The 25688-nt window shown below is 45.9% G+C and carries 15 protein-coding genes and 1 tRNA gene; 2 read left to right on the forward strand and 14 right to left on the reverse strand.

Features of this window, described 5'->3' with window-relative positions; genetic code table 11:
• Positions 1–259 precede the first annotated feature (259 nt).
• A complete protein-coding gene (locus AC04Q6_RS16225) occupies positions 260–4111 on the forward strand; it encodes a fibronectin type III domain-containing protein (protein ID WP_476389776.1) in 3852 nt (1283 codons plus the stop codon).
• A gap of 136 nt (positions 4112–4247) precedes the next feature.
• Here AC04Q6_RS16225 and AC04Q6_RS16230 read toward each other — a convergent pair.
• The 14 genes from AC04Q6_RS16230 to purF form a co-directional block, all read right to left on the reverse strand.
• Positions 4248–4332: transfer RNA gene (locus tag AC04Q6_RS16230), tRNA-Leu, on the reverse strand.
• 207 nt (positions 4333–4539) lie between these two features.
• On the reverse strand, positions 4540–4866 hold the full coding sequence (locus AC04Q6_RS16235) for a cupin domain-containing protein (protein ID WP_021977941.1): 327 nt from the start codon (positions 4864–4866) through the stop codon (positions 4540–4542).
• Positions 4867–5077: 211 nt separating this feature from the next.
• Complete coding sequence (locus tag AC04Q6_RS16240) at positions 5078–6301, reverse strand: LL-diaminopimelate aminotransferase (RefSeq protein ID WP_118071132.1); 1224 nt, start codon at positions 6299–6301, stop codon at positions 5078–5080.
• A 7-nt stretch (positions 6302–6308) separates the two neighbouring features.
• Positions 6309–7748: an Asp-tRNA(Asn)/Glu-tRNA(Gln) amidotransferase subunit GatB gene (gene gatB, locus AC04Q6_RS16245; RefSeq protein ID WP_118071131.1), complete on the reverse strand. Its 1440-nt coding sequence runs from the start codon at positions 7746–7748 to the stop codon at positions 6309–6311.
• A complete protein-coding gene (gatA, locus tag AC04Q6_RS16250; protein ID WP_118071130.1) occupies positions 7745–9217 on the reverse strand; it encodes an Asp-tRNA(Asn)/Glu-tRNA(Gln) amidotransferase subunit GatA in 1473 nt (490 codons plus the stop codon). Before gatA ends, gatB begins: the two co-directional genes overlap by 4 nt.
• 15 nt (positions 9218–9232) lie before the next feature.
• Positions 9233–9526, reverse strand: coding sequence for an Asp-tRNA(Asn)/Glu-tRNA(Gln) amidotransferase subunit GatC (gene gatC, locus AC04Q6_RS16255; RefSeq protein WP_021977857.1), 294 nt, complete (start codon positions 9524–9526; stop codon positions 9233–9235).
• 14 nt (positions 9527–9540) lie between these two features.
• Complete coding sequence (gene aspS, locus AC04Q6_RS16260; RefSeq protein ID WP_021977858.1) at positions 9541–10872, reverse strand: aspartate--tRNA(Asn) ligase; 1332 nt, start codon at positions 10870–10872, stop codon at positions 9541–9543.
• A 155-nt stretch (positions 10873–11027) separates the two neighbouring features.
• Positions 11028–11582, reverse strand: a complete 555-nt coding sequence (locus tag AC04Q6_RS16265; protein WP_021977859.1) for an ANTAR domain-containing response regulator — start codon at positions 11580–11582, stop codon at positions 11028–11030.
• A 38-nt stretch (positions 11583–11620) separates the two neighbouring features.
• Positions 11621–12943 carry a type I glutamate--ammonia ligase gene (glnA, locus tag AC04Q6_RS16270; RefSeq protein ID WP_118062616.1) on the reverse strand — a complete coding sequence of 441 codons (1323 nt, stop codon included), beginning with the start codon at positions 12941–12943 and terminating at the stop codon, positions 11621–11623.
• Between the two features lie 200 nt (positions 12944–13143).
• The gene (locus tag AC04Q6_RS16275; RefSeq protein ID WP_118062617.1) at positions 13144–14631 is read right to left on the reverse strand and encodes a glutamate synthase subunit beta; all 1488 of its coding nucleotides are present in this window, start codon (positions 14629–14631) and stop codon (positions 13144–13146) included.
• A gap of 13 nt (positions 14632–14644) precedes the next feature.
• The gene (gene gltB, locus AC04Q6_RS16280) at positions 14645–19198 is read right to left on the reverse strand and encodes a glutamate synthase large subunit (protein ID WP_118062618.1); all 4554 of its coding nucleotides are present in this window, start codon (positions 19196–19198) and stop codon (positions 14645–14647) included.
• On the reverse strand, positions 19195–20823 hold the full coding sequence (locus AC04Q6_RS16285) for a CTP synthase (protein ID WP_021977863.1): 1629 nt from the start codon (positions 20821–20823) through the stop codon (positions 19195–19197). The genes gltB and AC04Q6_RS16285 overlap by 4 nt, the downstream gene beginning before the upstream one ends.
• A gap of 346 nt (positions 20824–21169) precedes the next feature.
• Positions 21170–21394, reverse strand: a complete 225-nt coding sequence (locus tag AC04Q6_RS16290) for an HPr family phosphocarrier protein (RefSeq protein ID WP_118071129.1) — start codon at positions 21392–21394, stop codon at positions 21170–21172.
• A gap of 282 nt (positions 21395–21676) precedes the next feature.
• Positions 21677–23071 (reverse strand): amidophosphoribosyltransferase, encoded by a 1395-nt coding sequence (gene purF / locus AC04Q6_RS16295; protein WP_118071168.1) that lies wholly within the window; start codon positions 23069–23071, stop codon positions 21677–21679.
• Positions 23072–23445: 374 nt separating this feature from the next.
• Here purF and AC04Q6_RS16300 point away from each other — a divergent pair, with 374 nt between their 5' ends.
• Positions 23446–25548, forward strand: a complete 2103-nt coding sequence (locus AC04Q6_RS16300; RefSeq protein ID WP_118071128.1) for a glutamine synthetase III family protein — start codon at positions 23446–23448, stop codon at positions 25546–25548.
• Positions 25549–25688: the final 140 nt, after the last annotated feature.

The following is a 25688-nucleotide window of genomic DNA, read 5'->3' on the forward strand; positions in this document are numbered from 1 at the left end:
CAACACTTTTTTTTATTTTTTTCTCAACTTATGATTCTGTCTCTTTTTCTTCTTTTTTCAACAATAATTGACCATTTTTTCTTTTTTTGTAGTAAAATATTGCCAGGTTTATATGTAAAACCATATAAAAAGGAGGTACCTATGAAAAACAAAAAAGCACAACTACTATCCATTTTTCTTTCTGCAATGTATACTGGGCACTTCTGCTCCGGTAAATGCAGCTGATTTTTATTCAGACGCTTTTTCTGCGGATGACAACGTGGAAGCAGAACCTTCTTCTGAGATCTCCGAAGATCTCTCTTCCGAAGAAAACTCTGATCCTGCCGATTCCACCGGCATCGATACACAGGAGGAATCCTCTGAGGATCTTTTGCAATCACCGAAAGATTCTAATAGCGGCAGCACATCAGACGCTTCCGATGCTTCTTCTTTGGAAGAGGAATTTAATGCCGGAAATGAAGAAGAGACTTTTTCCGATTCCGATGGAACAGACGATTTTTCATCCGGAGAAGAAGGTGGGGTACAAGCCGGTATTCTGGACGGTTCCGTAGAAGCCCAGATGGCAAAAAGCAGTTCCGTCATCGAAGCAGATATTCCGGTATCGAACTCATTAAATACAACCTGCACCATTTATAAAGGAAGCAACCTTGAAAACCAGAACTACAGTGTCTGGTCTTCTCCTGTCGAATCCTATCTTACAACAAGCCCAGACGGATCTCTCATGCGGGTTCAAAGTGGTGCCCTTGACGGTAAGCTTCTGATTGAATACTATGATTCCGGATACAACTTTAAGAAAACGATGACTCTCGATCTTCCACTGCCTGTATTCGGCGCTTTCTACGAAACCAACGACAACTATTATATCCTTACCGGCGCAAACAACACCGAAAAAGATAATACGAAAGAAGTTTACCGGGTGAGCAAATACTCCAAAGACTGGAAATCCCAAGGTTCCTGCAGCCTTTTCGGTGCAAATACCACCTATCCCTTTGACGCAGGTTCCGCACGTATGGCTTCTTACGGAAATTATCTTTTTATCCGCACCTGCCATGAAATGTACGGAGGGCATCAGGCTAACGTAACTTTTTCTGTAGATACCTCCACCATGTCTGTTGTGGATCAGCTTACAGGAATCCAGAATTCTGAGTTCGGATATGTCAGCCATTCCTTTAACCAGTTCATCCAGATCGATAACGGAACTCTTCTGGGCTGTGATCACGGTGATGCTTATCCCCGTGCTATTACGGTTCTTCAGTATCCCACGGATATCAGCAGCGGATCTTTTGTCCCGCAATATTCCTGGAGTTCCAGTTCCTATGCCTGCAAGGAATTTGACCTTATGACTTTCCCCGGATCATCCGGCAACAACTATACCGGCGCATCCCTTGGCGGTTTTGAATATTCCGACAGTTCCTATCTGGTCGCAGGCAATTATGATGCTGACAATCATTCCAGAAATGTATTTGTCTCCTCTGTTTCAAAATCCGGAGGAACACCTGTTGTGCGGTATTTTTCCGACTATGCAGGCACTTCTGACAGCGCCGCTACACCGCATCTTGTAAAAACCGGCAGCAACAGCTTCGTGCTTCTCTGGTCCAGTCAGGGTTATGTTTATTATACTGCCATTGACGGAACCGGCCAGCAGGCTGGCTCTACATACAAAATGGCCGGAAATCTTTCCGACTGTGCACCTTCTGTTATAAACGGAAAACTGATCTGGTACGCATGGAAAGACAGCCATAATACTTTTTATGAGATCAATCTGTCGGATCTCTCTTCCAACCATGCAACGCGAGTGGAAAACGGACATAAATATGTTTACGGCACAACCATTGAGAACTATCAGGTTTACAAGACCTGCCGTGTCTGCGGTACTTCTTCCAAAGCTGTTGTTCCCTCACAGGTCACTGCAAGCATTGCTCCTTCCAATTCCAGTTTCTCCGCTATGAAAAAGAGCGAATTTCTGACTAAGGAACTTAGTTATAGGATCACCGCTTCCAGCTGGTTTCCTAATGATTTCGGCAGTGATTCTGACTTTCTATATGACTGCATTATTTCCAGCTCAGATGAAAGTGTTATTTCTGTAAACCAGACTTCCAATCAAACTGCAGTCCTCACCCCCAAAAAGTCAGGCAAGATCACACTTACCGTTCAGTCCAAATATAATCCGGATGCTGTATTTACCTCTGAATTATATGTAGACCTGTTAAGCGAGGATGTATTCACCATTTCCCGCGGCTATATCGGATCTTATAACGGAACAGACAAAACACCGACTATAACCATATACCGTTCCGGCCTTACTCTCCAAAAAGACGTTGACTATACCATTACAACCAGCGGAGATACTGTTAACGCCGGTACTTTTACCATGACCTTCACAGGAATCGGAAAATACGCCGGCAGTGTAACAAAGGAATTCACCATTGACAAAGCCCCTATCTACTCAAACGGCACCACCTGTACCCTTACTCCTTCTTCCTGTATCTACGACGGTAAGCCTCAGGAACCGAAAGTAACCATCTCTAAAAATGGTGTTGATTTGGTTGAAGGCAGGGATTTCACTGTAGAATATCAAAATAATACAACTCTGGGAAATGCACGTGCCGGTATCAGCGGCATCGGAAATTATTACGGATATTTTACAACATCCTTTTCTATCACCTATGGCCGGATCAGCAACTGCGATATTACCGTTTCCAATGAATCGCTGGTTTTTGACGGCACTGAGAAAAAACCGGCCGTCACTGTAACATGTAACGGCAATACTTTAACACAGGGGCAGGATTACACCTTGTATTATCATGCCAACACCAACGCAGGTTCCGCTACAGTTACCATCACAGGAAAAGGTAGATTCTCCGGTTCTGTTGAAAAAGCTTTCCAGATCCAGCCTGCTGACCTGAGCAGATCCAGCGTAGATCTTTCTGCCGATTCCTTCACCTATGACGGCACTGAGAAAAAGCCATCCGTTACTGTAAAAACCGGAAACAGACAGCTGACTGCCAACAGCGATTATACGGTTTCCTTCGTAAACAATACCAACGCAGGTTCTGCCACGGTTACCGTCACAGGAAAAGGTAACTATTCCGGTTCTGTTACGAAAAATTTCACTATCAGTGCCGCCAGCCTGGAGAAAGCCGAACTTGCTCTTTCCGCTTCCTCATTTACTTACGATGGAACCGAAAAGAAACCGGACGTCACAGTAACTGTCAATAAAAAGCAGTTAAAAAAAGGAACTGACTACACCGTTTCTTATGATAACAACACCAACATCGGTACTGCTTCCGTCACCATCACAGGAAAAGGTAATTATTCCGGTACTGTAACAAAATCTTTCCAGATCACTGCCAGAGATCTCAGTAAATGTGAGATTCAGCTTTCCAGTTCATCCTTTACCTACAGCGGTACAGAAAAAAAGCCGAAGATCACAGTAACTTCTTCCGGAAAAGAACTGGTTCCCGGCACAGATTACACAGTTTCCTACCGTAATAACATAAATGCCGGTACTGCTTCCGTCGTGATCACTGGAAAAGGCAGTTACACAGGAACAAAAACTGCCAGTTTCCAGATTGCCCGCGCAAAAGCCGTACTCACAGCAAAAGCCACAGCACTTACCCTGACTCAGAGCAGCAGCAAAACCGCGGTCATCAAGAGCAAGAAGACGGACGGGAAGATCACCTGCAAGTCTTCCAACAGCAAGATCGTAAAAATTTCCGGTACCAGTATCATTCCGGTAAGCCCCGGACAGGCCACTGTTACCATTCAGGCTGCACAGGGCGTAAATTATAAAGCTGCATCTGCAAAGATCCTGATCACAGTACGTCCACTGACTGTCAGCAGTGTTTCTCTGAAGTCCACTGCAAAAGGCCAGGCAAATATATCCTGGAAACCGGTAAAATCTGTTACCGCTTATCAGATTCAGTACAGCACTTCAAGCAGCTTCAAAAGCGCCAAAACAATTACCGCCAAAAGCAGTTCCAAATCTACCGTGCTGAAGAAATTGTCCGGTGGCAAAAAATACTACATCCGTATCCGCACATACAAAACGGTCAGCAAAAAGAATTACTACTCCACCTGGAGCAAAACTTCTTCTGTCAAAGTAAAATAAACAATATCCATTAACAAAAAAGCTGAATCACAAACCGGTTCCTTTATCTTCCGGTTTTGTGATTCAGCTTTTTTACACTTGCTTTTATTTACAAAAAAAGAACCATGATCTCTCACAGTCCTCACAAAATAAAAAATGCGGAAGATGGGACTTGAACCCACACGAGCGCAATGCTCACAAGATCCTTAGTCTTGCTCGTCTGCCAGTTCCGACACTTCCGCATATCGCATTTCTTCGGGATTCTTTATCTTCTCCCTCGCGACAAGTGATAGTATAGCAAAGCATCCTTCCTATGTCAACACTTTTTTCTAAAAAAATCAAAAAATATTTTTTATTTATACAATTTAAACTTTTCATTCAAAAAGAGCCATCCGCATAATCATGCAGTACGGCCCTTTCTGTCCTGTTATTCTGTTTTTGTTTTATGATCAGTCAAAAATGATCAGTGCCATAAATACAAGATCTGTCTCTCCTGTATTTGCAAGGCCATGACCTTTTCCGTCTGGTGTAATGGTGATATCACCGGCCTTTACCGGACGTTTCACACCGTTATCATCATACTCGCCTTCACCGCTTAAGATATAGTAGGTTTCTGTCTCTCCATGATGCTCATGGTATCCAAGGGAACATCCCTTCTCGATAGTAACCTGTGCGTAAAGTCCGCATTTTCCTTTCAGCTCGTCTCCCTCAAGAATGTCTTTGATGATCACATGGCCTTTACCGCCGCACATATTTTCTACTCTTCTGATACCCATGATAAAATCCCCTTTCGTGATTGCGTAAATTTGTGAATTTCATAAACACAGCCTCTTTGTGTTCTGCGTTTCACTTCCTGTACAATTATAAACGATATGATAAATTTTCGCAATCCTCATTGCCAATTTCCTGAATTTGCTCAAAAAAATTCTTATAAACGAAAACGAAGCAGACCTTTTACAAAGACCTGCCTCGCAATTTACACCTGTATTACAGATTTTTAATTCTCTCAATTGCTTCCAGTGTATTCTCATAGCTTCCGAATGCAGTCAGACGGAAGTATCCCTCACCATGTGCACCAAAGCCTGAACCTGGTGTTCCTACGATGTGTGCTTTCTCAAGGAGATAGTCGAAGAACTCCCAGGAAGTCATCTGATCTGGTGTTTTCAGCCAGATGTATGGCGCATTTTTTCCACCGGATACGGAAAATCCTGCTGCGGAAAGTCCGTCGAGGATTGTCTTTGCATTACGCATGTAGTAAGCGATCTGTTCTTTCAGCTGTGCTTTTCCCTCCGGAGAGTAAACAGCCTCGCCTGCTCTCTGCACGATATACGGAGCACCATTGAACTTGGTTCCGTGACGACGTGCCCAGAGGCTGTGGAGCTCTACTCCATCACGTACCAGTTCCTTCGGAACAACGGTAAATCCAAGACGAACGCCTGTGAAGCCTGCATTCTTGGAAAAACTTCTAAGCTCAATGGCGCAGGTTCTTGCACCCTCGCACTCATAAATACTGTGTGGAACATCCTCCTCGGAAATATATGCTTCATATGCTGCATCATAGATGATCACGCAGCCGTTTTTGTTGGCGTAGTCAACCCACTCCTGAAGAGCTGTCTTTGTGATGGCACCACCGGTAGGGTTGTTCGGGAAGCAGAGATAGATCAGATCCGGAACTTCATCTGCCGGGATTTCCGGAAGAAAACCATTCTCCTCTTTGCACGGCATGTAGATCACGCCGTCAAAATTCTCACGCTCTTTATTGTACTCGCCAGTACGTCCTGCCATAACGTTGGTATCTACATATACCGGGTAAACCGGATCGCAGACTGCAACCTTGTTATCCAGTCCGAAGATCTCCTGAATATTTCCAGAATCACTCTTTGCTCCGTCGGAAACAAAGATCTCATCTGCGCTGATGTCGCATCCTCTGGACTGATAATCATTCTTTGCAATGGCACTTCTTAAGAACTCATATCCAAGATCCGGTGCATATCCGTGGAAAGTTTCCGCATGAGCCATTTCATCTACGGATTTATGAAGAGCATCAATAATCGCCGGTGCAAGTGGCTGTGTCACATCACCGATTCCAAGGCTGATCACAGAATCCTTAAATTCCGGATTGGCCTCCTTGTATGCTTTTACCTTCTTCGCGATATTGGAAAACAGATAGCTTCCCGGAAGTTTTAAATAATTCTTATTTACTGTAACCATAATGCTTTTATCTCCTTCTCTCAATTTCCTCTGCCAGTGCTTTTCTGACGCTGTCAGGATTTACCTTGCCTTTCAGCTCTCTCATCAGCTGTCCTACGAAAAATCCCATAACCTTGTCCTTGCCGCCCAGAAGTTCAGCCAGCGGTCCAGGATTGGCATCTACGATCTTTTTCACAGTTTCGGTGAGAAGACCTGTATCTTCTACGATCTTAAGACCATTCTCTTCTATATATACAACCGGATCAATATCCTCGTCAAATACTTTTTCAAACACTTTTTTGGCATTCTGGGCGCTGACCTCTTTTTTCTCAACCATGGAAAGAAGATCTGCCAGATGCTTCGGCGTAAAGTTTACTTTCTCCGGATCAAGACCTTTGTCCTTTGTCAGACGGAGAACTTCCACCATAAACCAGTTGGCTGCTTTTTTCGGATTTCCCAGAAGAACGGCTGTCTCCTCAAAAAGTCCTGCCAGATGTCTGGATTCCGTAAGGATTCCCGCATCGTAAGCTGGAAGCTCGTACTCTTTCTGATAACGTTCCATCTTGGCTTCACGCAGCTCCGGAATGAAAGCACGCAGCTCCTCGATCCATGCATCGGAGATATGGATCGGCGGAAGATCCGGGTCCGGGAAATAACGGTAATCCTTGGCATCCTCTTTGGAACGCATAGCGTGGGAGGATTCTTTGTTATCGTCCCATCTTCTTGTCTCCTGAACAACAGCTCTGCCTTCCTCCAAGAGCTCGATCTGACGCTCTCTCTCACCCTCGATGGCCCTTGCAATAGCTTTAAAGGAGTTCAGGTTCTTCATCTCGGTTCTTGTTCCAAAGGTCTCACTTCCCACCTCACGGACGGAAAGGTTGACATCGGCACGCATAGAACCTTCCTGAAGTTTGCAGTCAGAAACTCCAAGATACTGCATGGTACAACGAAGTTTTTCCAGATATGCGATAACCTCCTCGGAGCTTCTCATATCCGGCTCGGATACGATCTCGATAAGCGGCACCCCGCTTCGGTTGTAGTCAACCAGGGAGCAGTCTTCCCACTCATCATGAATCAGCTTACCTGCATCCTCCTCCATATGCATCTCGTGGATACGTACGGTCTTTTTGCCTGCGGAAGTCTCGATCTCAACGGCTCCGTCATAGCAGATTGGCAGATACAGCTGAGAGATCTGGTAGTTCTGAGGATTATCCGGGTAAAAATAGTTCTTACGGTCAAACTTGCAGTACTGATGGATATGGCAGTTTGCCGCAAGACCTGCCTTGATGGCAAACTCTACCACTTTTTTATTGAGGACCGGAAGAGATCCCGGCATACCGGTGCAGACCGGGCAGGTATGTGTATTTGGTGCACCTCCGAACTCTGTGGAGCATCCGCAGAAGATCTTTGTTTTTGTGGCAAGCTCCACATGCACCTCAAGTCCTATGACTGTCTCATACTGTTTCATGCCTTTTCTCCCCCTTCCATTGCTGTTCCGAAATCGCCGCGTTTTTTCTCATATGCGTGTGCCGCACGGAACAGATTGTTTTCTTTGAAGCAGTCACCGATCATCTGGATTCCGATGGGAAGTCCGGCTGCGTCTTTTCCACATGGAACTGTGATTCCGGGAAGTCCGCACAGGTTTACTGCTACCGTGTAAATATCGCCAAGATACATGGCAAGCGGGTCTTTCAGGCTCTCTCCAAGCTTCGGCGCGGTAAACGGAGATGCCGGAGCAAGAAGGACATCATATTTGGAAAAGGCCTCGTCGAATTCTTTTTTGATGAGGGCTTTTGTGCGAAGCGCTTTCAGATAATACGCATCGTAATAGCCGGAGCTTAACACAAAGGAGCCCAGCATGATACGACGTTTTACCTCTTCGCCAAAGCCTTCGGTTCTTGTCTTTTTGTACATGTCATGAAGCCCCTCGTACTCTTTTGCACGGAAACCGTACTTCACGCCATCAAAACGTTCCAGGTTGGAGCTGGCCTCTGCGCTGGCGATGATATAGTAGGCAGGGATCATATATTCTGTTGTCTTCATGGAGAAAAATTCCACCACTGCACCCATCTCGGTAAGGCTTTTCAGTGTATTCATAAATGCCTCTTTTACCTCAGGGTTCAGACCTTCGGAAAGATACTCCTTGGGCACACCAAATTTCATTCCCACGATCTTATCTGTCATGGAAGAGGAGAAATCAAGATCCTCTCTCTTCATGGAAGTGCTGTCCTTTGTATCGTGACCGGCAATGATCTCAAGAAGTGCCGCACAGTCCGCAACGTCTTTTCCAACCGGTCCAATCTGGTCCAGAGAGGATGCATAGGCAACCAGTCCGTAACGAGATACGGTACCGTAGGTTGGCTTGATTCCGGTAACACCACAGTAGGAACTTGGCTGACGGATAGAACCGCCGGTATCAGAACCAAGTGCCAGGTAAGTTTCCCCTGCTGCCACTGCCGCACAGGAACCACCGGAAGATCCTCCCGGAACGTGTTCCAGATCCCACGGGTTTCTGGTCACGCCATAGGCAGAAGTCTCTGTAGTACTTCCCATGGCAAACTCATCCATATTTGTTTTTCCGATAATTACAAGTCCTGCTTCTTCCAGACGGTCAATGACTTCTGCATTGTACTGTGGAACGAAGTTTTCAAGGATCTTTGATGCACAGGTGGTTGTTTTTCCCTTGATGCAGATATTATCCTTGATAGCGATGGGTACACCGGCAAGAGGTCCGGTATAAGTTCCGTCCTCAATGCCTTTCTGTACTTCTTTTGCTCTTGCATAGGCTTCTTTTTTATAGGTATCAAGATAAGCGTGGACTTTGTCCTCTTTTGCCTCGATCTGATCAAATACGTATTTCACACCGTCCAGGACGCTTATCTGATGCTGTTTGATCTTTTCCGCAAGCTGTAATGCGGTTAATTTTCCCAAATCCATGTCCTGTCTCCTGTCTTATCCAATTGTTTTCGGAACCTGATACTGATCTTCTTTCTGCTTCGGCGCATTGGCAAGCATTGCCTCATGGTTGTCGCCGTTTGTCACAACGTCTTCACGGAATACGTTTTCATCCTCAAAAATATGGGACATAGGCTCTACGGAAGAAGTGTCAAGTTCGTCTAACTTATCTACATAGTCCAGCATCTTCTGCATATCCTCTTTTGCCTTTTCCTTCTCGTCCTCTGTCAGAGAAAGCTTCGCCAGGATGCAGACATTTTCCATTGTTTCATCATCGATTATCTTTGCCATCTTTTTTCTCCTTATTACGGCTCAAGTCTGTTCATATCACGTGGGAACAGGCAGGTCTCACGAACATTTTCCTCTCCCAGGATCTGCATGGTAAGACGTTCCAGTCCGATTCCAAGTCCTCCGTGAGGCGGCATTCCATGCTTGAAGGTATCCAGATACTGTTCCATACCCTCTTCATCCATACCACGGGCTGCGATCTTATCCTTCAGCATCTGATAATCATGGATACGCTGTCCGCCTGTGGTGACCTCAAGTCCTTTGAACAGAAGGTCAAAGCTTAATGTAAATTTCTCATCTGCCGGATCATCCATTGCGTAGAACGGACGTTTCTTGGACGGATAATGTGTGACAAAAACAAAATCCGCATCGTATTCTTCTTTAAAATATCTTCCGATCAGCGCCTCTTCTTCCGGCTCCAGATCGTACGGGTTGCGGATCTTACGTTTATATTTCTCAGCCACCAGCTCTTTTGCTTTGTCAAAACGTACAGCCGGGATCTTGTCTACTTTCGGAAGTTCCACTTTCAGAATGGAAAGTTCATGAGCGTAGTCTTTCTTCAGAAGCTCCACCGCATACTGAAGGAATCCGGTTTCCATCTCCATGATATCCTCAAATCCGTTGATGTAGCCCATCTCAAAATCAAGGCTTGTATATTCATTCAGATGACGTTTGGTGTTATGTTTCTCTGCACGGAATACAGGACCGGTCTCAAATACGCGGTCAAAAACACCTACCATCATCTGTTTGTAAAACTGCGGGCTCTGTGCCAGGACAGCCGGTTTGTGGAAGTAGCTCAGTTTGAACAGGTTTGCGCCACCCTCTGCACCTCTGGCTCCGATCTTCGGTGTGTGGATCTCGGTAAATCCTTTTTCGTAGAGATAATCACGAAATGCACGCACCAGTGCTTCCTGGATCTTAAATTTTGCACGCTCCTGCACGTTACGCAGAGCGATGGGACGATAGTTCAGTTTTGCCTCCAGGGAAGTGTTCAGTTTCCATTTGTCGATTGCCAGGGGAAGGGGCTCTGCCGGCGAGGAAAGGATCTCCACATGGCTGATACGGAGCTCTCTTCCGTGAGGTGCTCTTTCTTCCTCATGAAGAGTTCCTGTGAGGCGGACACACATTGCCTCTTTCAGATCATGAATGGAAACATTTGTCTTATCGTTCTCATATACGGTCTGAAAAAGTCCCTCTTTTTTTCGAAGTATCACAAATGCCACATCACCCATATTACGGATGCTGTGTATTGCTCCTTCCACTGTCGCTTCCTGGTCTTTCATGCTCTCAGAAAGAAGCACGTCCCAGGCACATTCTCTAGTCTTACAGATTCCATCCATAAATTCCATTCCCTCATCCTCCAATTCCGGTGCAAAAAATATTCAGCATTCAGCCTTTTTTCTTTGCGCCTGTATTTTGATAAGCGGGTCTTACGAACCCGCTCTGCCACTTTTTTCTGTCAAATTCTGCTTTTTCTGGTGTATTTTTCTTTTATATTTTTCTTTTATACAGAATCATATAAAAGCATCAGAACCATCTGGGCTGTCTCCACCATATTGGTTCCGGAATCCATACTGCATTTCTGAATATAACGGTATGCATCCTCCTCACTCAGATGATTTCTTTCCATTAAAAGCATCTTTGCATTTGAAATATAATTCTGCTCTTTCCATGAACGCTGCTTCGGTTTTTTCTTATCTTTTTTCCAGCGCCTTTCGATCTGGGAAAGGATCATGCTTACTGTATTTACCAGATCTCCGGCTTTCAGAGGCATTCCCACACACAAAACAGAAGGTGGTGCTTCACTGATCACTCCCTGCGAAGCCATAAGCAGCATTTCAAAATAATCCGGCATATAGTCCAGAAGATCACGGTAATACATATCCTGAAGATGATAGCCGCAAAGCAGGACGCCGCCATCAAGTTCCGAGATACTGGCAAGGGCATTTGCACCCGAATTGCATACCGCCGCCACCGTGAATCCATATCGGTTAAGGACTGTGCGGATCTTTTTTGCATCTTCTATTTTCGGTAATGCAATCACGATACTCGTGTTCATAAGCCGCCACTCTCTTTCGTCCCATTATGCCTCAATCATCAGATTCGATACAGATACTCCTCGATCTCCCAGTCGGAAATCTCCTGGGAATAACGCAGCCATTCTTTTCTTTTGGCCTGCGCGTACTGTTTGCAGAAATCTTCTCCAAGGATCTCTTTCATCCAGTCACTTTCCTCAAACAGTGTGATCGCTTCCCGTAAGTTCTCCGGTAAATTCTCGATACCCTGTTCCTTCTGGTCCGACTCGGAAAGAGAACGGTCAGAAGCTTTTGTCGGATAGATCTTCTTCTGGATTCCATCCAGGCCCGCTGCCAGGCATACCGCAAAAACAAGGTATGGGTTGGATGCAGCATCCGGGCTTCGAAGCTCGATTCTGGTATCATTACCATTGACTCTCGGGATCCTTACCAGTGAATTCTGGTTGTTTCTCGTCCAGGTCAGTTCTGTCGGTGCATCGAATCCAGGCACAAGGCGCTTGTAAGAGTTTACCAGCGGATTTGTGATAAGTGCCATCTCCCGGCTGTGTGCCAGAAGACCTCCGATAAAATAGCATGCCTCATTACTTAATTTGGACGGATCATCCGGATCCACAAAAATATTTCTTCCATTTTTAAACAGCGAAAAATGGATATGCATGGCTGAGCCGTTTACTTCCCGTCTTGGCTTCGGCATAAAGGTTGCATGAAGTCCATGGCGTTTGGCTACGGTCCTTACTGCCATCTTAAAGGTCATAACTGCGTCTGCCATCTCACGTGCTTCCCCGTAATGAAGGGCGATCTCATGCTGTGCAGGTGCCGTCTCATGATGAGAGGATTCCACCTCAAATCCCATATCCTCAAGAGTCAGTACCATGTCACGTCTTGCATTTTCACCCAGGTCCACCGGACTTACATCCAGGTATCCGGCTTTTTCGTGAGAAACCGTTGTAGGCATTCCGTTGTCATCAATATGAAACAGGAAAAACTCGCATTCCGGGTCAACATAGCAGGTGTATCCTGCCTCTTCTGCTGCCTGCGCTGTTTTTTTCAGAATGTATCTGGAGCTCATCTCATGCTCAGATCCGTCTGCACGGCGCATATCACAGATCAGTCTTGCAACCTTTCCCTGCTGAGGACGCCATGGGAGAATTGAAAAAGTATCGTAATCCGGATACAGGATCAGATCCGGCTCCTTCTCTCCCACAATGCCCGCAATATGAGAGCCGTATACAACGCACTGGTTATCCAGGGCTCTTGGAAGCTCTCTTGCTGTGATCGCAATATTTTTCAGAGTTCCAAACATATCTGTAAACTGGAGGCGGATGAACTCTACGTCTTCCTCCTCTGCCATTGCAAGAATCTCTTCTCTGGTATAATTCCCCATAGTATTCTCTCCTTTATTTCCTCATCACACAAAATAATTACCCTAAAAAATAGAAAAAGGGTGCACTTCAGAGAGCTTTCGCTCCTGAAGAACACCCTTGTTCATGGACGTAATTATAGCAATCGGTCAATTCTTTGTCAACTTTTTTTTAAAGGAAATTAGGGGCAAAAAGAACTTTGCCCCTGGTATTTTTAACTTTTTTACTGTAAATATGAATAACTCATCAGAGATTCATCCACTGCCTTCGCAGCCTCACGTCCCTCGTGGATCGCCCATACGACAAGTGACTGTCCACGGTGCATATCGCCTGCTGTGAATACACGGTCTACGCTTGTTGCGTACTGCTCCGGTTTTGTCTCCACGTTGGTTCTTGGTGTCAGTGCTACATGGAAAGCATCGGTTACATATTTCTCGCTTCCGAGGAAACCTGCTGCAATCAGTACCACATCTGCAGGAATCACTTCCTCGCTGCCCTCGATAGGAACCATGTTGAATCTTCCGGTCTTTTCGTCTTTTACGCTTTTCAGTTTGACAATCTTTGCCTTGCAGACATTTCCTTTTTTATCTTTGATAAATTCGGTAACGGTTGTCTGATAGATTCGCGGGTCATGACCAAATACTGCAATAGCCTCTTCCTGGCCGTAATCGGTTTTCAAAACCTTCGGCCACTCCGGCCACGGGTTGGACGGTGTTCTTGTTACCGGAGGCTTTGGCATCATCTCAAGCTGTGTTACGGATTTTGCACCAAGACGGATGGAAGTTCCCACACAGTCATTTCCGGTATCACCACCGCCGATGACCAGAACATGTTTGCCTTTTGCAAGCTCATATGGGAATTTTGCAAAATCGGTATCCAGAAGGCTTTTTGTTACCTGTTTCAGGAAATCCACTGCAAAGTAGATTCCTTTTGCATCTCTTCCTGGAACCTTGATATCTCTCGGATGGGAAGCTCCGCAGCAGAGAAGGACACGGTCATAATCTTTCAGAAGCTGCTCCGCGGTAATGTCCACACCAACGTTGATGTTGGTGACAAACTTCACGCCTTCCTCTTCCATCAGTTTCAGTCTGCGGTCGATGACTTTTTTCTCCAGTTTCATATTCGGGATACCATAGCGGAGAAGTCCTCCGATACGGTCGTTTCTTTCAAATACGGTTACGCTGTGACCACGGCGGTTCAGCTGCTGTGCTGCTGCCAGTCCGGAAGGGCCGCTTCCGATGACTGCGATTGTCTTTCCTGTGCGGACAGGCGGGATCTGTGGTTTTACCCAGCCTTCTGCATAGGCAGTCTCGATAATGGCTTTCTCATTTTCCTTTGTGCTGACCGGATCTCCGTTCAGGTTGCAGGTACAGGCAGCTTCACAGAGTGCCGGGCATACTCTTGAAGTAAACTCCGGAAAACTGTGGGTCTTGTTCAGACGAAGAAATGCCTGTTTCCAGTTTCCTGTGTATACAAGATCGTTTGTCTCAGGAACCAGGTTGTGAAGCGGGCAGCCGGAAGCCATTCCGCCGATCATCATACCTGCCTGGCAGAAGGGAACGCCGCAGGCCATGCAGCGTGCTCCCTGAAGTTTCTGTTTTTCTTTATTTAACGGAATACGAAATTCGTTGAAATTCTGAATACGTTCTTTTGGCGGCAGAACTTTTGCCGTTTCTCTTTCATAATCTAAAAATCCAGTTGGCTTTCCCATTTCCTCATCCTCCTTAATGTTTCACGCCGATGCTCTCATAGAATGCTTCCATCTGTGCCTGCTGGCTGGTCAGACCTTTTTCTTCCAGCTTTGCACTTAATGTGATCATTCTCTTGTACTCATCCGGAATGAGTTTTTTGAAGTGAGGCAGATAGGAATCAAAATCAGCCAGCACCTTCTTACCGATCTCGGAGCCTGTTGCTTCCACATGAGCCTCGATGAGATCACGAAGCTCTTTTTTATCATATTTATTATCCACTTTTTCAATGGAGATCATTGCTTTGTTAAGATTCTTGTAAAGAACGTTGTCCACATCAAGAACATAAGCGATACCGCCGCTCATACCTGCCGCGAAGTTCTTTCCGGTTTTTCCGAGAACTACCACACGGCCACCGGTCATGTACTCGCATCCATGCTCACCAACACCCTCAACTACTGCCACTGCACCGGAGTTACGAACTGCAAAACGCTCACCTGCAACACCGTTGATAAATGCAGTTCCGCTGGTTGCGCCATAGAGAGCCACGTTTCCGACGATGATGTTATCCTCTGCCTTGTATCCGGCCTTCTCCGGTACTTTAACGATCAGCTTGCCACCGGAAAGTCCTTTTCCGAAGTAGTCATTGCTGTCGCCGGTAAGTTTCAGTGTCAGTCCTTTCGGGATAAATGCACCGAAGCTCTGTCCGCCTGCACCTGTACAGTTTACAGTTACGGTATCTTCCGGAAGGCCCTCTTTATGGTTTCTCGTGATCTCAGATCCAAGGATGGTACCGAATGCACGGTCTGTGTTGGTAACATTTACATCTACAGAAACTTTCTCACCTTTCTGGATCGCCGGCGCACATTTCTTAACCAGGACTTTTTCATCCAGAGTTTTCTCAAGGTTGAAGTTGTATACCGCTTTCGGATCAAAAGTAACTTTGCCTTTTCCTGCATATGGGTTATTCAGGATCGCACTTAAGTCAACTTTGCCCTTGTGTGGCTCCTGTACGCTGTCAGAAACGGTAAGAAGATCTGTACGGCCTACCATCTCGTCGATGGTTGCAACGCCAAGACGTGCCATGTACTCTCTCAGTTCCTGTGCGATAAATCTCATGAAGTTCTCCACATACTCCGGTTTTCCGCGGAATCTCTTACGAAGTTCCGGATTCTGGGTAGCCACACCAACCGGGCAGGTATCCAGATTGCAGACTCTCATCATCACGCAGCCCATGGTTACAAGGGGAGCAGTTGCAAAACCGAATTCCTCTGCACCGAGAAGTGCTGCGATAGCAACGTCACGGCCGCTCATCAGCTTACCGTCTGTCTCGATACGTACACGGTTACGAAGTCCGTTCATGATCAGTGTCTGATGTGTCTCTGCAAGTCCCAGCTCCCACGGAAGTCCTGCATTGTGGATGGAGCTTCTCGGTGCCGCTCCGGTACCTCCGTCGTATCCGGAGATCAGAACGGTCTGTGCTCCGGCTTTTGCAACACCGGCAGCGACCGTACCAACACCAGCCTCGGAAACCAGTTTTACGGAAATATCTGCATACTTGTTTGCATTTTTCAGGTCATAGATCAGCTCTGCCAGATCCTCGATGGAGTAGATATCGTGGTGTGGCGGCGGAGAGATCAGGCTGACTCCCGGTGTGGAATGACGGGTTTTTGCAATCCACGGATAAACCTTCTTTGCTGGAAGATGTCCGCCTTCACCAGGCTTTGCACCCTGTGCCATCTTGATCTGGATCTCTCTTGCAGATACCAGGTAACGGCTGGTAACACCGAAACGTCCGCTGGCTACCTGTTTGATCGCAGAGCAGCGGTCATTGTCTGTTCCCGCGGAATCCAGACGCTCATCACTTTCGCCACCCTCACCGGTATTGGATTTTCCATGGAGATGGTTCATGGCGATGGCCAGTGTCTCATGTGCTTCCTGGGAAATGGAACCGTAGGACATGGCACCTGTCTTAAATCGTTTTACAATGTCGTCAACACTCTCAACCTGGTCGATGGGAAGAGGCTCTTTTGCAAACTTGAAGTCCAGAAGTCCTCTTAAGTTCCCATGACCTTCTTCGTCTACCAGTTTTGTATATTCTTTGAACATCTCATAGCTGCCCTGTTTTGTGGACTGCTGAAGAAGATGGATAGTACGTGGATTGTATCTGTGCTCCTCGCCCTGACTTCTCATCTTGTGAGCACCTACGCTGTCTAAAGTAAGGTCTGTGGCAAGTCCCAGCGGGTCAAATGCCTCAGAGTGGAGTTTTTCTACGTTATCCTCGATATCTTCCAGTGTGATTCCGCCTACACGGCTTACTGTTCCTGTAAAGTAGCGGTCGATCACATCCTGGGAAATTCCGATTGCCTCAAAGATCTGAGATCCCTGATAGGACTGGATGGTGGAAATGCCCATCTTGGAAGCGATCTTTACGATACCGCTGATAACCGCATGATTGTAATCATCAACCGCTGCATAGTAATCTTTGTCCAACATATGGGTATCGATGAGTTCATGGATGGTATCCAGTGCCAGGTATGGATTGACAGCACTTGCGCCATAACCAAGAAGTGTTGCGAAATGATGTACTTCTCTCGGTTCACCGGACTCCAGGATCAGCGCAAGGGATGTACTCTTCTTTGTTTTTACAAGGTGCTGATGCACTGCGGAAACAGCAAGAAGAGACGGGATCGGCATATGGTTCTCATCTACGCCACGGTCAGAAAGGACCAGGATATTTGCGCCCTCACGGAAAGCCTTATCAACCTCTACGAACAGGCGGTCAATGGCACGTTCCAGTTTTGTACTCTTATAATACAAAGTAGAAATGGTCACAACCTTGAAGCCTTCCTTTTTCATGTTCTTGATCTTCAGCATATCGGTGTTTGTCAGGATCGGGTTGTTGATTTTAAGAACCTGGCAGTTCTCCGGATTCTGAACAAGAAGGTTTCCGTCTTTTCCTACGTATACGCTTGTGGAAGTAACGATCTCCTCACGGATGGCATCGATCGGCGGGTTTGTTACCTGTGCAAACAGCTGTTTGAAGTAGTCGAACAGTGGATAATGCTGTTTGGAAAATACTGCAAGCGGGGTATCATGGCCCATAGCTCCGATGCTTTCTGAACCATTTAATGCCATGTTGCGAATGGAAGTACGATACTGCTCATAGGTATATCCAAAAGCTTTCTGCAGACGTGCTCTTTCCTCCGGCGTGTACTCGATCACTCTCTGGTTCGGGATCTTGATATCACGGAGCTGTACCAGGTTGCTGTCCAGCCACTCTCCATATGGCTGTTTCTTTGCATATTTCTCTTTCAGCTCATTATCATCGATGACACGGCCCTGAACGGTATCAACCAGGAGCATTTTTCCAGGATGGAGACGCTCTTTTAATACGATCTTCTCCTCGTCTACCGGAAGAACACCAACCTCGGAAGAAAGGATCATATATCCGTCAGAAGTAATATAATATCTGGATGGACGGAGACCGTTACGGTCGAGAACCGCTCCCATCACATCACCATCCGAGAACAGGATGGATGCAGGTCCGTCCCACGGCTCCATCATGGTTGCATAATACTGATAAAAATCACGTTTTTCCTGGGAAATGGTATCATTGTTTGCCCACGGCTCCGGAATGGTGATCATCACTGCAAGAGGAAGATCCATTCCACTCATAACCAGGAACTCCAGGGTATTGTCAAGCATCGCAGAGTCAGAACCATTACGGTTGACTACAGGGAGAACTTTGTGGAGTTCGTCTTTCAGATACGGAGAATCCATGTTTTCCTCGCGGGCAAGCATTTTATCTGCGTTACCGCGAATAGTGTTGATCTCACCGTTATGTACGATGAAACGGTTCGGATGTGCTCTCTCCCAGCTTGGATTTGTGTTGGTACTGAAACGGGAATGCACCACTGCAATGGCAGATTCATAATCCTGACTCTGAAGATCTCCGAAGAATGTACGAAGCTGTCCAACCAGGAACATACCTTTGTATACAATGGTACGGCTGCTCATGGAAACTACGTAAGTATTGTCATTACTCTGTTCAAACTCACGGCGGGCAATGTAGAGCATACGGTCAAAGGCAAGGCCTTTTTCCACATCTTCCGGTTTCTTGATGAATGCCTGCATGATGCATGGCATACACTCTCTTGCCTTATGTCCAAGAACCTCCGGGAATACCGGCACTGTACGCCATCCAAGAAGCTCCAGGCCTTCTTTTTCCACGATGATCTCGAACATCTTCTTTGCCTGGGCACGTTTGATCTCATGCTGTGGAAAAAAGAGCTGGGCTACACCATATTCTCTCTCGCCGCCGATCTCAAAGCCCTCTTTCTTACAGACTTTTTTGAAGAATTTATGGGAGATCTGGAGAAGGATACCGACGCCATCGCCGGTTTTTCCTTCTGCATCTTTACCTGCACGATGCTCCAGATTCTCTACGATCTTAAGAGCATTTGCAACAGTATCATGTGTTTTCTTTCCTTTTATATTAACAACGGCTCCGATACCGCAGTTATCATGTTCGAATTCAGGGCGGTAGAGGCCCTGCTGCTGATTTCCTACTTCTCTCATTTTTCTCATCCTTTCATTGCAGCTTCTTCTGCCGTCTTTTTGTCAACTGCCGCCTGCACAAATCCACGGAACAGCGGATGTGCATGGTTCGGTCTGGACTTGAATTCCGGATGTCCCTGTGTTCCTACAAAGAACGGATGTCCGGCAATTTCGATCATCTCAACGATATGTGCATCCGGGGAAGTTCCTACGATGGACATTCCTTTTTCACTTAATTCTTTACGGAATGCATTGTTTACCTCATAACGATGTCTGTGACGCTCCTGGATCTCTTTCTTTCCAAAAAGCTCATAGGATTTGGAGCCTTCGGCCAGCACACACGGATAGCTTCCAAGACGAAGGGTTCCGCCAAGGTCTTCCACATCTTCCTGATCCGGCATCAGAGCAATGACCGGATGCGTGGTCTCCGGTGCCAGCTCAATGCTGTTGGCATCTTCATATCCAAGTACGTGGCGGGCAAATTCTACAATAGCCATCTGCATTCCAAGGCAGATGCCAAGGTACGGAATCTTATGAACTCTCGCATACTGTGCCGCAAGGATCATTCCTTCGGTACCACGGTTTCCGAATCCTCCAGGGACCAGGATTCCATCTACGGAATGAAGGGTCTGATCCAGGTTTTTCTCGTTGAGCTCTTCAGAGTCTACCCATACGATATCAACTTTTGCGCGGCAGGAGATTCCACCATGTTTCAGGGCTTCCACAACACTTAAATATGCATCATGAAGCTGTGTGTATTTACCAACCATGGCGATCTTCACGGTTTTGTCCGGGTGGCGGAGATTTTCTACCATATTCTCCCAGTCTGTAAGATCCGGTTTACGGTTCTCAAGTCTTAAGCTCTGCAGTACTACATCTGCCAGTTTTTCTCTTTCCATTGCAAGAGGAGCTTCATATAAATATTCTACATCCAGGTTCTGAAGTACGTGGCTTACCGGTACGTTACAGAACAGGGCGATCTTTCCACGGATATCATCAGTCAGAGGATACTCGCTTCTGCATACCAGAACATCCGGCTGGATTCCCATTCCCTGGAGTTCTTTTACGCTGGCCTGGGTCGGTTTGGTCTTCATCTCTCCGGAAGCACGAAGGTACGGGATCAGGGTAACATGAATAAGAATGGCATTGTCATGTCCCACATCATGCTGGAACTGACGGATGGATTCCAGGAACGGCTGACTCTCAATATCACCAACTGTACCGCCTACCTCGATGATGGCAATTCTGTCCTCATCCGCTGTTTTTGCTCTGTAAAAACGGCTCTTGATCTCGTTGGTGATATGCGGGATTACCTGTACAGTACCTCCGCCAAAATCACCGTGACGCTCTTTCTGAAGAACAGACCAGTAAATCTTACCGGTTGTCACATTGGAATTCTTGTCAAGGCTTTCATCAATGAAACGCTCATAATGTCCAAGGTCAAGGTCTGTCTCTGTACCGTCATCGGTTACAAAAACCTCTCCATGCTGAATGGGGTTCATAGTTCCCGGGTCAATATTAATGTAAGGATCAAACTTCTGCATGGTCACCTGATACCCTCTTGCTTTCAGAAGGCGTCCCAGGGACGCTGCGGTAATTCCTTTTCCCAGTCCGGAAACAACTCCGCCTGTTACAAAAACATACTTTACTGCCATCTTTGATTTCCTCCTCCATGTTGTGCTGCAAAAGAAAAGGCGCCGGGAACGGTGTTCAGAGGTGAGAATGCCCCTCTGGTATCCGTTCCTGACGCCTTTGTCAGTTATCTTTCATATAAAATATGGTTTACTATAAACTATTTTTTTTTATTTGTCAATAACCGTTTTTCCTATGTAGGCTGATGAATTTCTTCCTATGATATGGTGATATAGATACAAAGAGTAATATAAATACAAAAAACAGACGTCTGCCGAGGATTACCCTAGGATGTCCTCGCTCTGCAGTCACGTCTGTCTTTTCTTTTTATGTCTTTTACACTTTATCTGCTTCTGTATTTCCCTGCTGTCATGCTACCGCAAACTTCTGAAGAAAACGGTTGAACTCGTGATCCTCTCCATGACAGGTTACAGTAAGAACCCTGGTCAAATCCATGCTGAGGATCCCAAGAATAGATTTCGCATCAATAATAACTCTGTTATATGAAATATCTACATCAAAGTCGCATTTGCTTGCAGCCTGTACAAACTCTTTCACATCTTCTGTTGCATTTAACCTGATTTTCTGAGACATAAATTTCATCCTCTCTTTTCTCGGTCTTAAAAAGGCCGGCAAACTGGTGACGTCAGATCTCTATCGTACGCTTTCGTCACTTCTCATCTGGTTGTCCCACATTATGTCTCATGTTGTCGAATTTGTCAAGTTGATGTTTTTTATCATTTTTAAAGGTTATCCTATAAAAACCCGAATTTTATATAACAAAATTCGGGTTTTACGCTTGTTTATTGTCTATTTTTCATATTTCAAATTTCAAAGTTACCAGCATTTACTGTGAGATTAATTCCACATAATCATTTAATCCTGTTTGATTTCTTTCGGTATCTCCATCGGATAATTGCCGTCAAAACATGCTTTGCAAAGCGGAAGTCCGCCTGCCATGCCCTCCAGATAATCAATCTGCATATAACCCAGGGAGTCTGCTCCGATCATCTTACGGATCTCCTCCGTGCTGTGCTGAGCAGCAATGAGCTGGTCATTGGACGGCACATCGGTGCCAAAATAACAGGGATGTAAAAATGGCGGGGAGCTGATACGTACATGAACTTCTTTTGCTCCGGCCTCTTTCAGCATATGAATCAGGTTTGCAATGGTAGTTCCACGAACAATAGAGTCATCTACCAGAACAATCCTCTTTCCCTTTACTACAGATTCCAGAACACTCAGCTTCAGATGAACACTGGACTCTCGCTCCTGCTGGGTCGGTTTGATAAAGGTTCTTCCAATGTAACTGTTCTTATAGAACGCAAAACCAAATGGAATTCCAGATTCCTCAGAATAACCTTTGGCTGCCGGAAGTCCGGATTCCGGTACACCGGTTACCAGATCTGCTTCTACCGGATAGGATTTTGCGAGGGATTTTCCCCCGCGGATCCTTGCATCATAGATCTTTACTCCATCCATGGTACTGTCCAGTCTGGCGAAATAGATATATTCAAAGACACAATGGGCATGCTTTTTCTGAACGTCCAGTTTGCTGGATTTCAGACCATCTTTGGTGATGGTGACGATCTCACCAGGCTCAATATCACGGATAAATTCTGCGCCTACAGATGTAAGTGCACAGCTCTCGGATGCCAGAACATAGGCATTGTCTCTTTTTCCAAGACAGAGGGGTTTCAGTCCGTAAGGGTCACGGGCACCGATCAGTTTCCGTGGGCTCATGATCACAAGAGCATATCCTCCGTGGATCTTCTCTACGGTTTTATGTACGGCTTCTTCTACAGTGGCAGAATGCACGCGCTCCCTTGCGATATGGAACGCGATAACCTCAGAGTCGGTAGTTGTATGGAAGATTGCTCCGGTCTGGATCAGTTCCCATTTCAGGGCTTCTGTATTGACCAGGTTTCCATTATGTGCAAGCGCCAGACTTCCCTTGATATAAGAAAGTACCAGCGGCTGTGCATTCTCCGCAACAGACTCTCCGGTGGTGGAATAGCGAACATGTCCGATTCCGATATCACCATTCATATTATGTACAACATCTTTTCGTAAAACTTCGCTTACCAGTCCGAGATCTTTATGAAACTGTACGTTTCCTCTCTCTCCGTCCGTCCTTGAAACGGCCATTCCGCAGGACTCCTGTCCCCTGTGCTGCAGCGAGGTAAGACCATAATAAATAGATGGTGCAATATTTCCTCCATCCAGATCATAAATCCCGAATACGCCACATTCTTCCTTTACTCCTGACATATTTCCCTCCATCTGTTTTTCCATATTGTGCATCTTGGTTGTTGGCCAAAAAGCTTTTCCAAATTACTGACTTTTCGACCGCATAACTATGATATCAGATTATAATAAAAGGACAAGATTTGTCAACCCTGCCCATTTTCCGACACTCCACTCTTTCCGGTCGATTTTTTAGATTTTTTCAAAAAAGCTCTTGACATTATTTTATTTTGGTGTATACTGCATCACATAAAGCAAAGGCGCTTTGGATACGACAAGTATCTGAAGCGCTTTTTTTGTTTTTCCGGTCCGTTTTATACCCGGATCTTCCGGCAGCGGTCCTTATAAGATAATTAAAAATTATAATGAATGAGTGAAATCGAAAGGAGTGTACCTATATGGCACAGAGTATCCCGGAAATGTATGGCAGCCTTGTATTCAACGACAAAGTGATGCGCAGCAAACTGCCAAAGGACATGTACAAAGCATTAAAGAAAACAATTGAAAACGGAACTCATCTGGAACTGGATGTTGCAAATTCCGTAGCAGTTGCAATGAAAGAATGGGCTACTGAAAACGGTGCAACCCATTACACACACTGGTTCCAGCCGATGACAAACGTAACAGCCGAGAAGCATGACAGTTTCATCTCCCCAACAGGAGACGGACAGGTGATCATGGATTTCTCCGGTAAAGAACTGGTAAAAGGTGAGCCGGACGCATCCAGCTTCCCGTCAGGCGGACTTCGTGCCACTTTCGAAGCAAGAGGATATACAGCATGGGATCCTACTTCACCGGCATTCATCAAAGATAAAACCCTTTACATCCCAACGGCTTTCTGCTCCTACAGCGGAGAGGCACTGGATAAGAAAACTCCTCTTCTCCGTTCCATGGATGTTCTTAATAAAGAAGCGGTTCGTATCCTTCACATCCTTGGAAACAAAGATGTCCGTCACATTGACACAACTGTAGGACCTGAGCAGGAATATTTCCTGGTTAACAAAGATCTCTACAAGAAGAGAAAAGACCTGATCTTCTGCGGACGTACTCTTCTGGGAGCTTCCGCACCAAAAGGACAGGAAATGGAAGATCATTACTTCGGAGCCCTGAAGCCACGTGTTGCCGCTTACATGCATGATCTTGACGAAGAGCTCTGGAAACTTGGTATTCCGGCAAAAACAAAACATAACGAAGTTGCTCCTGCACAGCATGAGCTGGCTCCTGTATTTGATACCACAAACGTTGCAGTTGACCACAACCAGCTGACCATGGAGATCATGAAAAAAGTTGCCGACAAGCACAACATGGTTTGCCTCCTTCATGAGAAACCATTTGAGGGAATCAACGGAAGCGGTAAACACAACAACTGGTCCATGAGCACAGACACAGGTGTAAACCTTCTTGATCCTGGAAAAACACCGGCAGAGAATACACAGTTCCTGGTATTCCTGGTAGCTGTTATCAAAGCCGTTGACGATTATGCGGATCTTCTCCGTGTATCTGTTGCAAGTGCAGGAAACGATCACCGTCTTGGAGCAAACGAGGCACCGCCAGCAATCGTATCCATCTTCCTTGGAGATGAGCTGACAGATATCCTCAAATCCATTGAGAATGATACCTTCTTTAACAACAAACATGCCGTACAGATGGATATCGGTGCAAAAGTACTTCCACACTTCACAAAAGATACCACCGACAGAAACCGTACTTCACCGTTTGCATTCACCGGAAACAAATTCGAATTCCGTATGCTTGGTTCCGCAGCATCCGTTGCAAACCCGAACATCGTACTGAACACTGCCGTTGCAGAAGTTCTCTCCGAGTTCAGCGCAGCTCTTAAAGATGTTCCGGAAGAAGAAATGGAAAGCGCAGTACATGCACTTCTCAAGAAAACCATCGAGGATCACAAACGTATCATCTTCAACGGCAACGGTTATACAGACGAGTGGGTTGAAGAAGCTGAAAAACGCGGTCTCTACAACCTGAAGACAACTCCGGATGCTCTTCCTCACTTCGTTGATGAGAAAAACATCGCGCTGTTCACAAAACACGGCATCTTTACAAAGGAAGAACTGTTCTCCCGTTATGAGATCTGGCTTGAGAACTACTACAAGACCATCAACATCGAGTCCAACACTCTTGCTGAGATAATCCAGAAACAGGTGATTCCTTCCGTATTTACATATGTTGAAAAACTTGCCGACACTGCTGCTGTAAAGAAATCCGTAGTAGCTGATGTTTCTGTAGCAAGCGAAGCTGCTCTGATCTCCAAATTGAGCACACTTGCTGACACCATGACTAAAGATCTGGAGACACTAAAAGCTGACACAGCAAAAGCTCTCGCCGCTTCCGACGATGTACTTGCCTGCGCAAAAGCTTATCAGGAAACTGTTCTTGAAGACATGGATACTTTAAGAAAATCTGCAGATGAGGCAGAAGCTCTGATCCCGGATGAGTTACTTCCATATCCGACATACGACGAGCTGTTATTCTCCATCTGATACTTGATCAGATAAACAATTTCATACGGTAAATACAGGGGATATCCCTTATGAACTCTACTTCATAATTCATTATCGATTTCCTCATCCATTAATCACACGATACAGATATCCCCTGTTTTACATATATTAATTTTGTT

The sequence above is a fragment of the Blautia sp. HA9023 genome, from assembly GCF_056504095.1.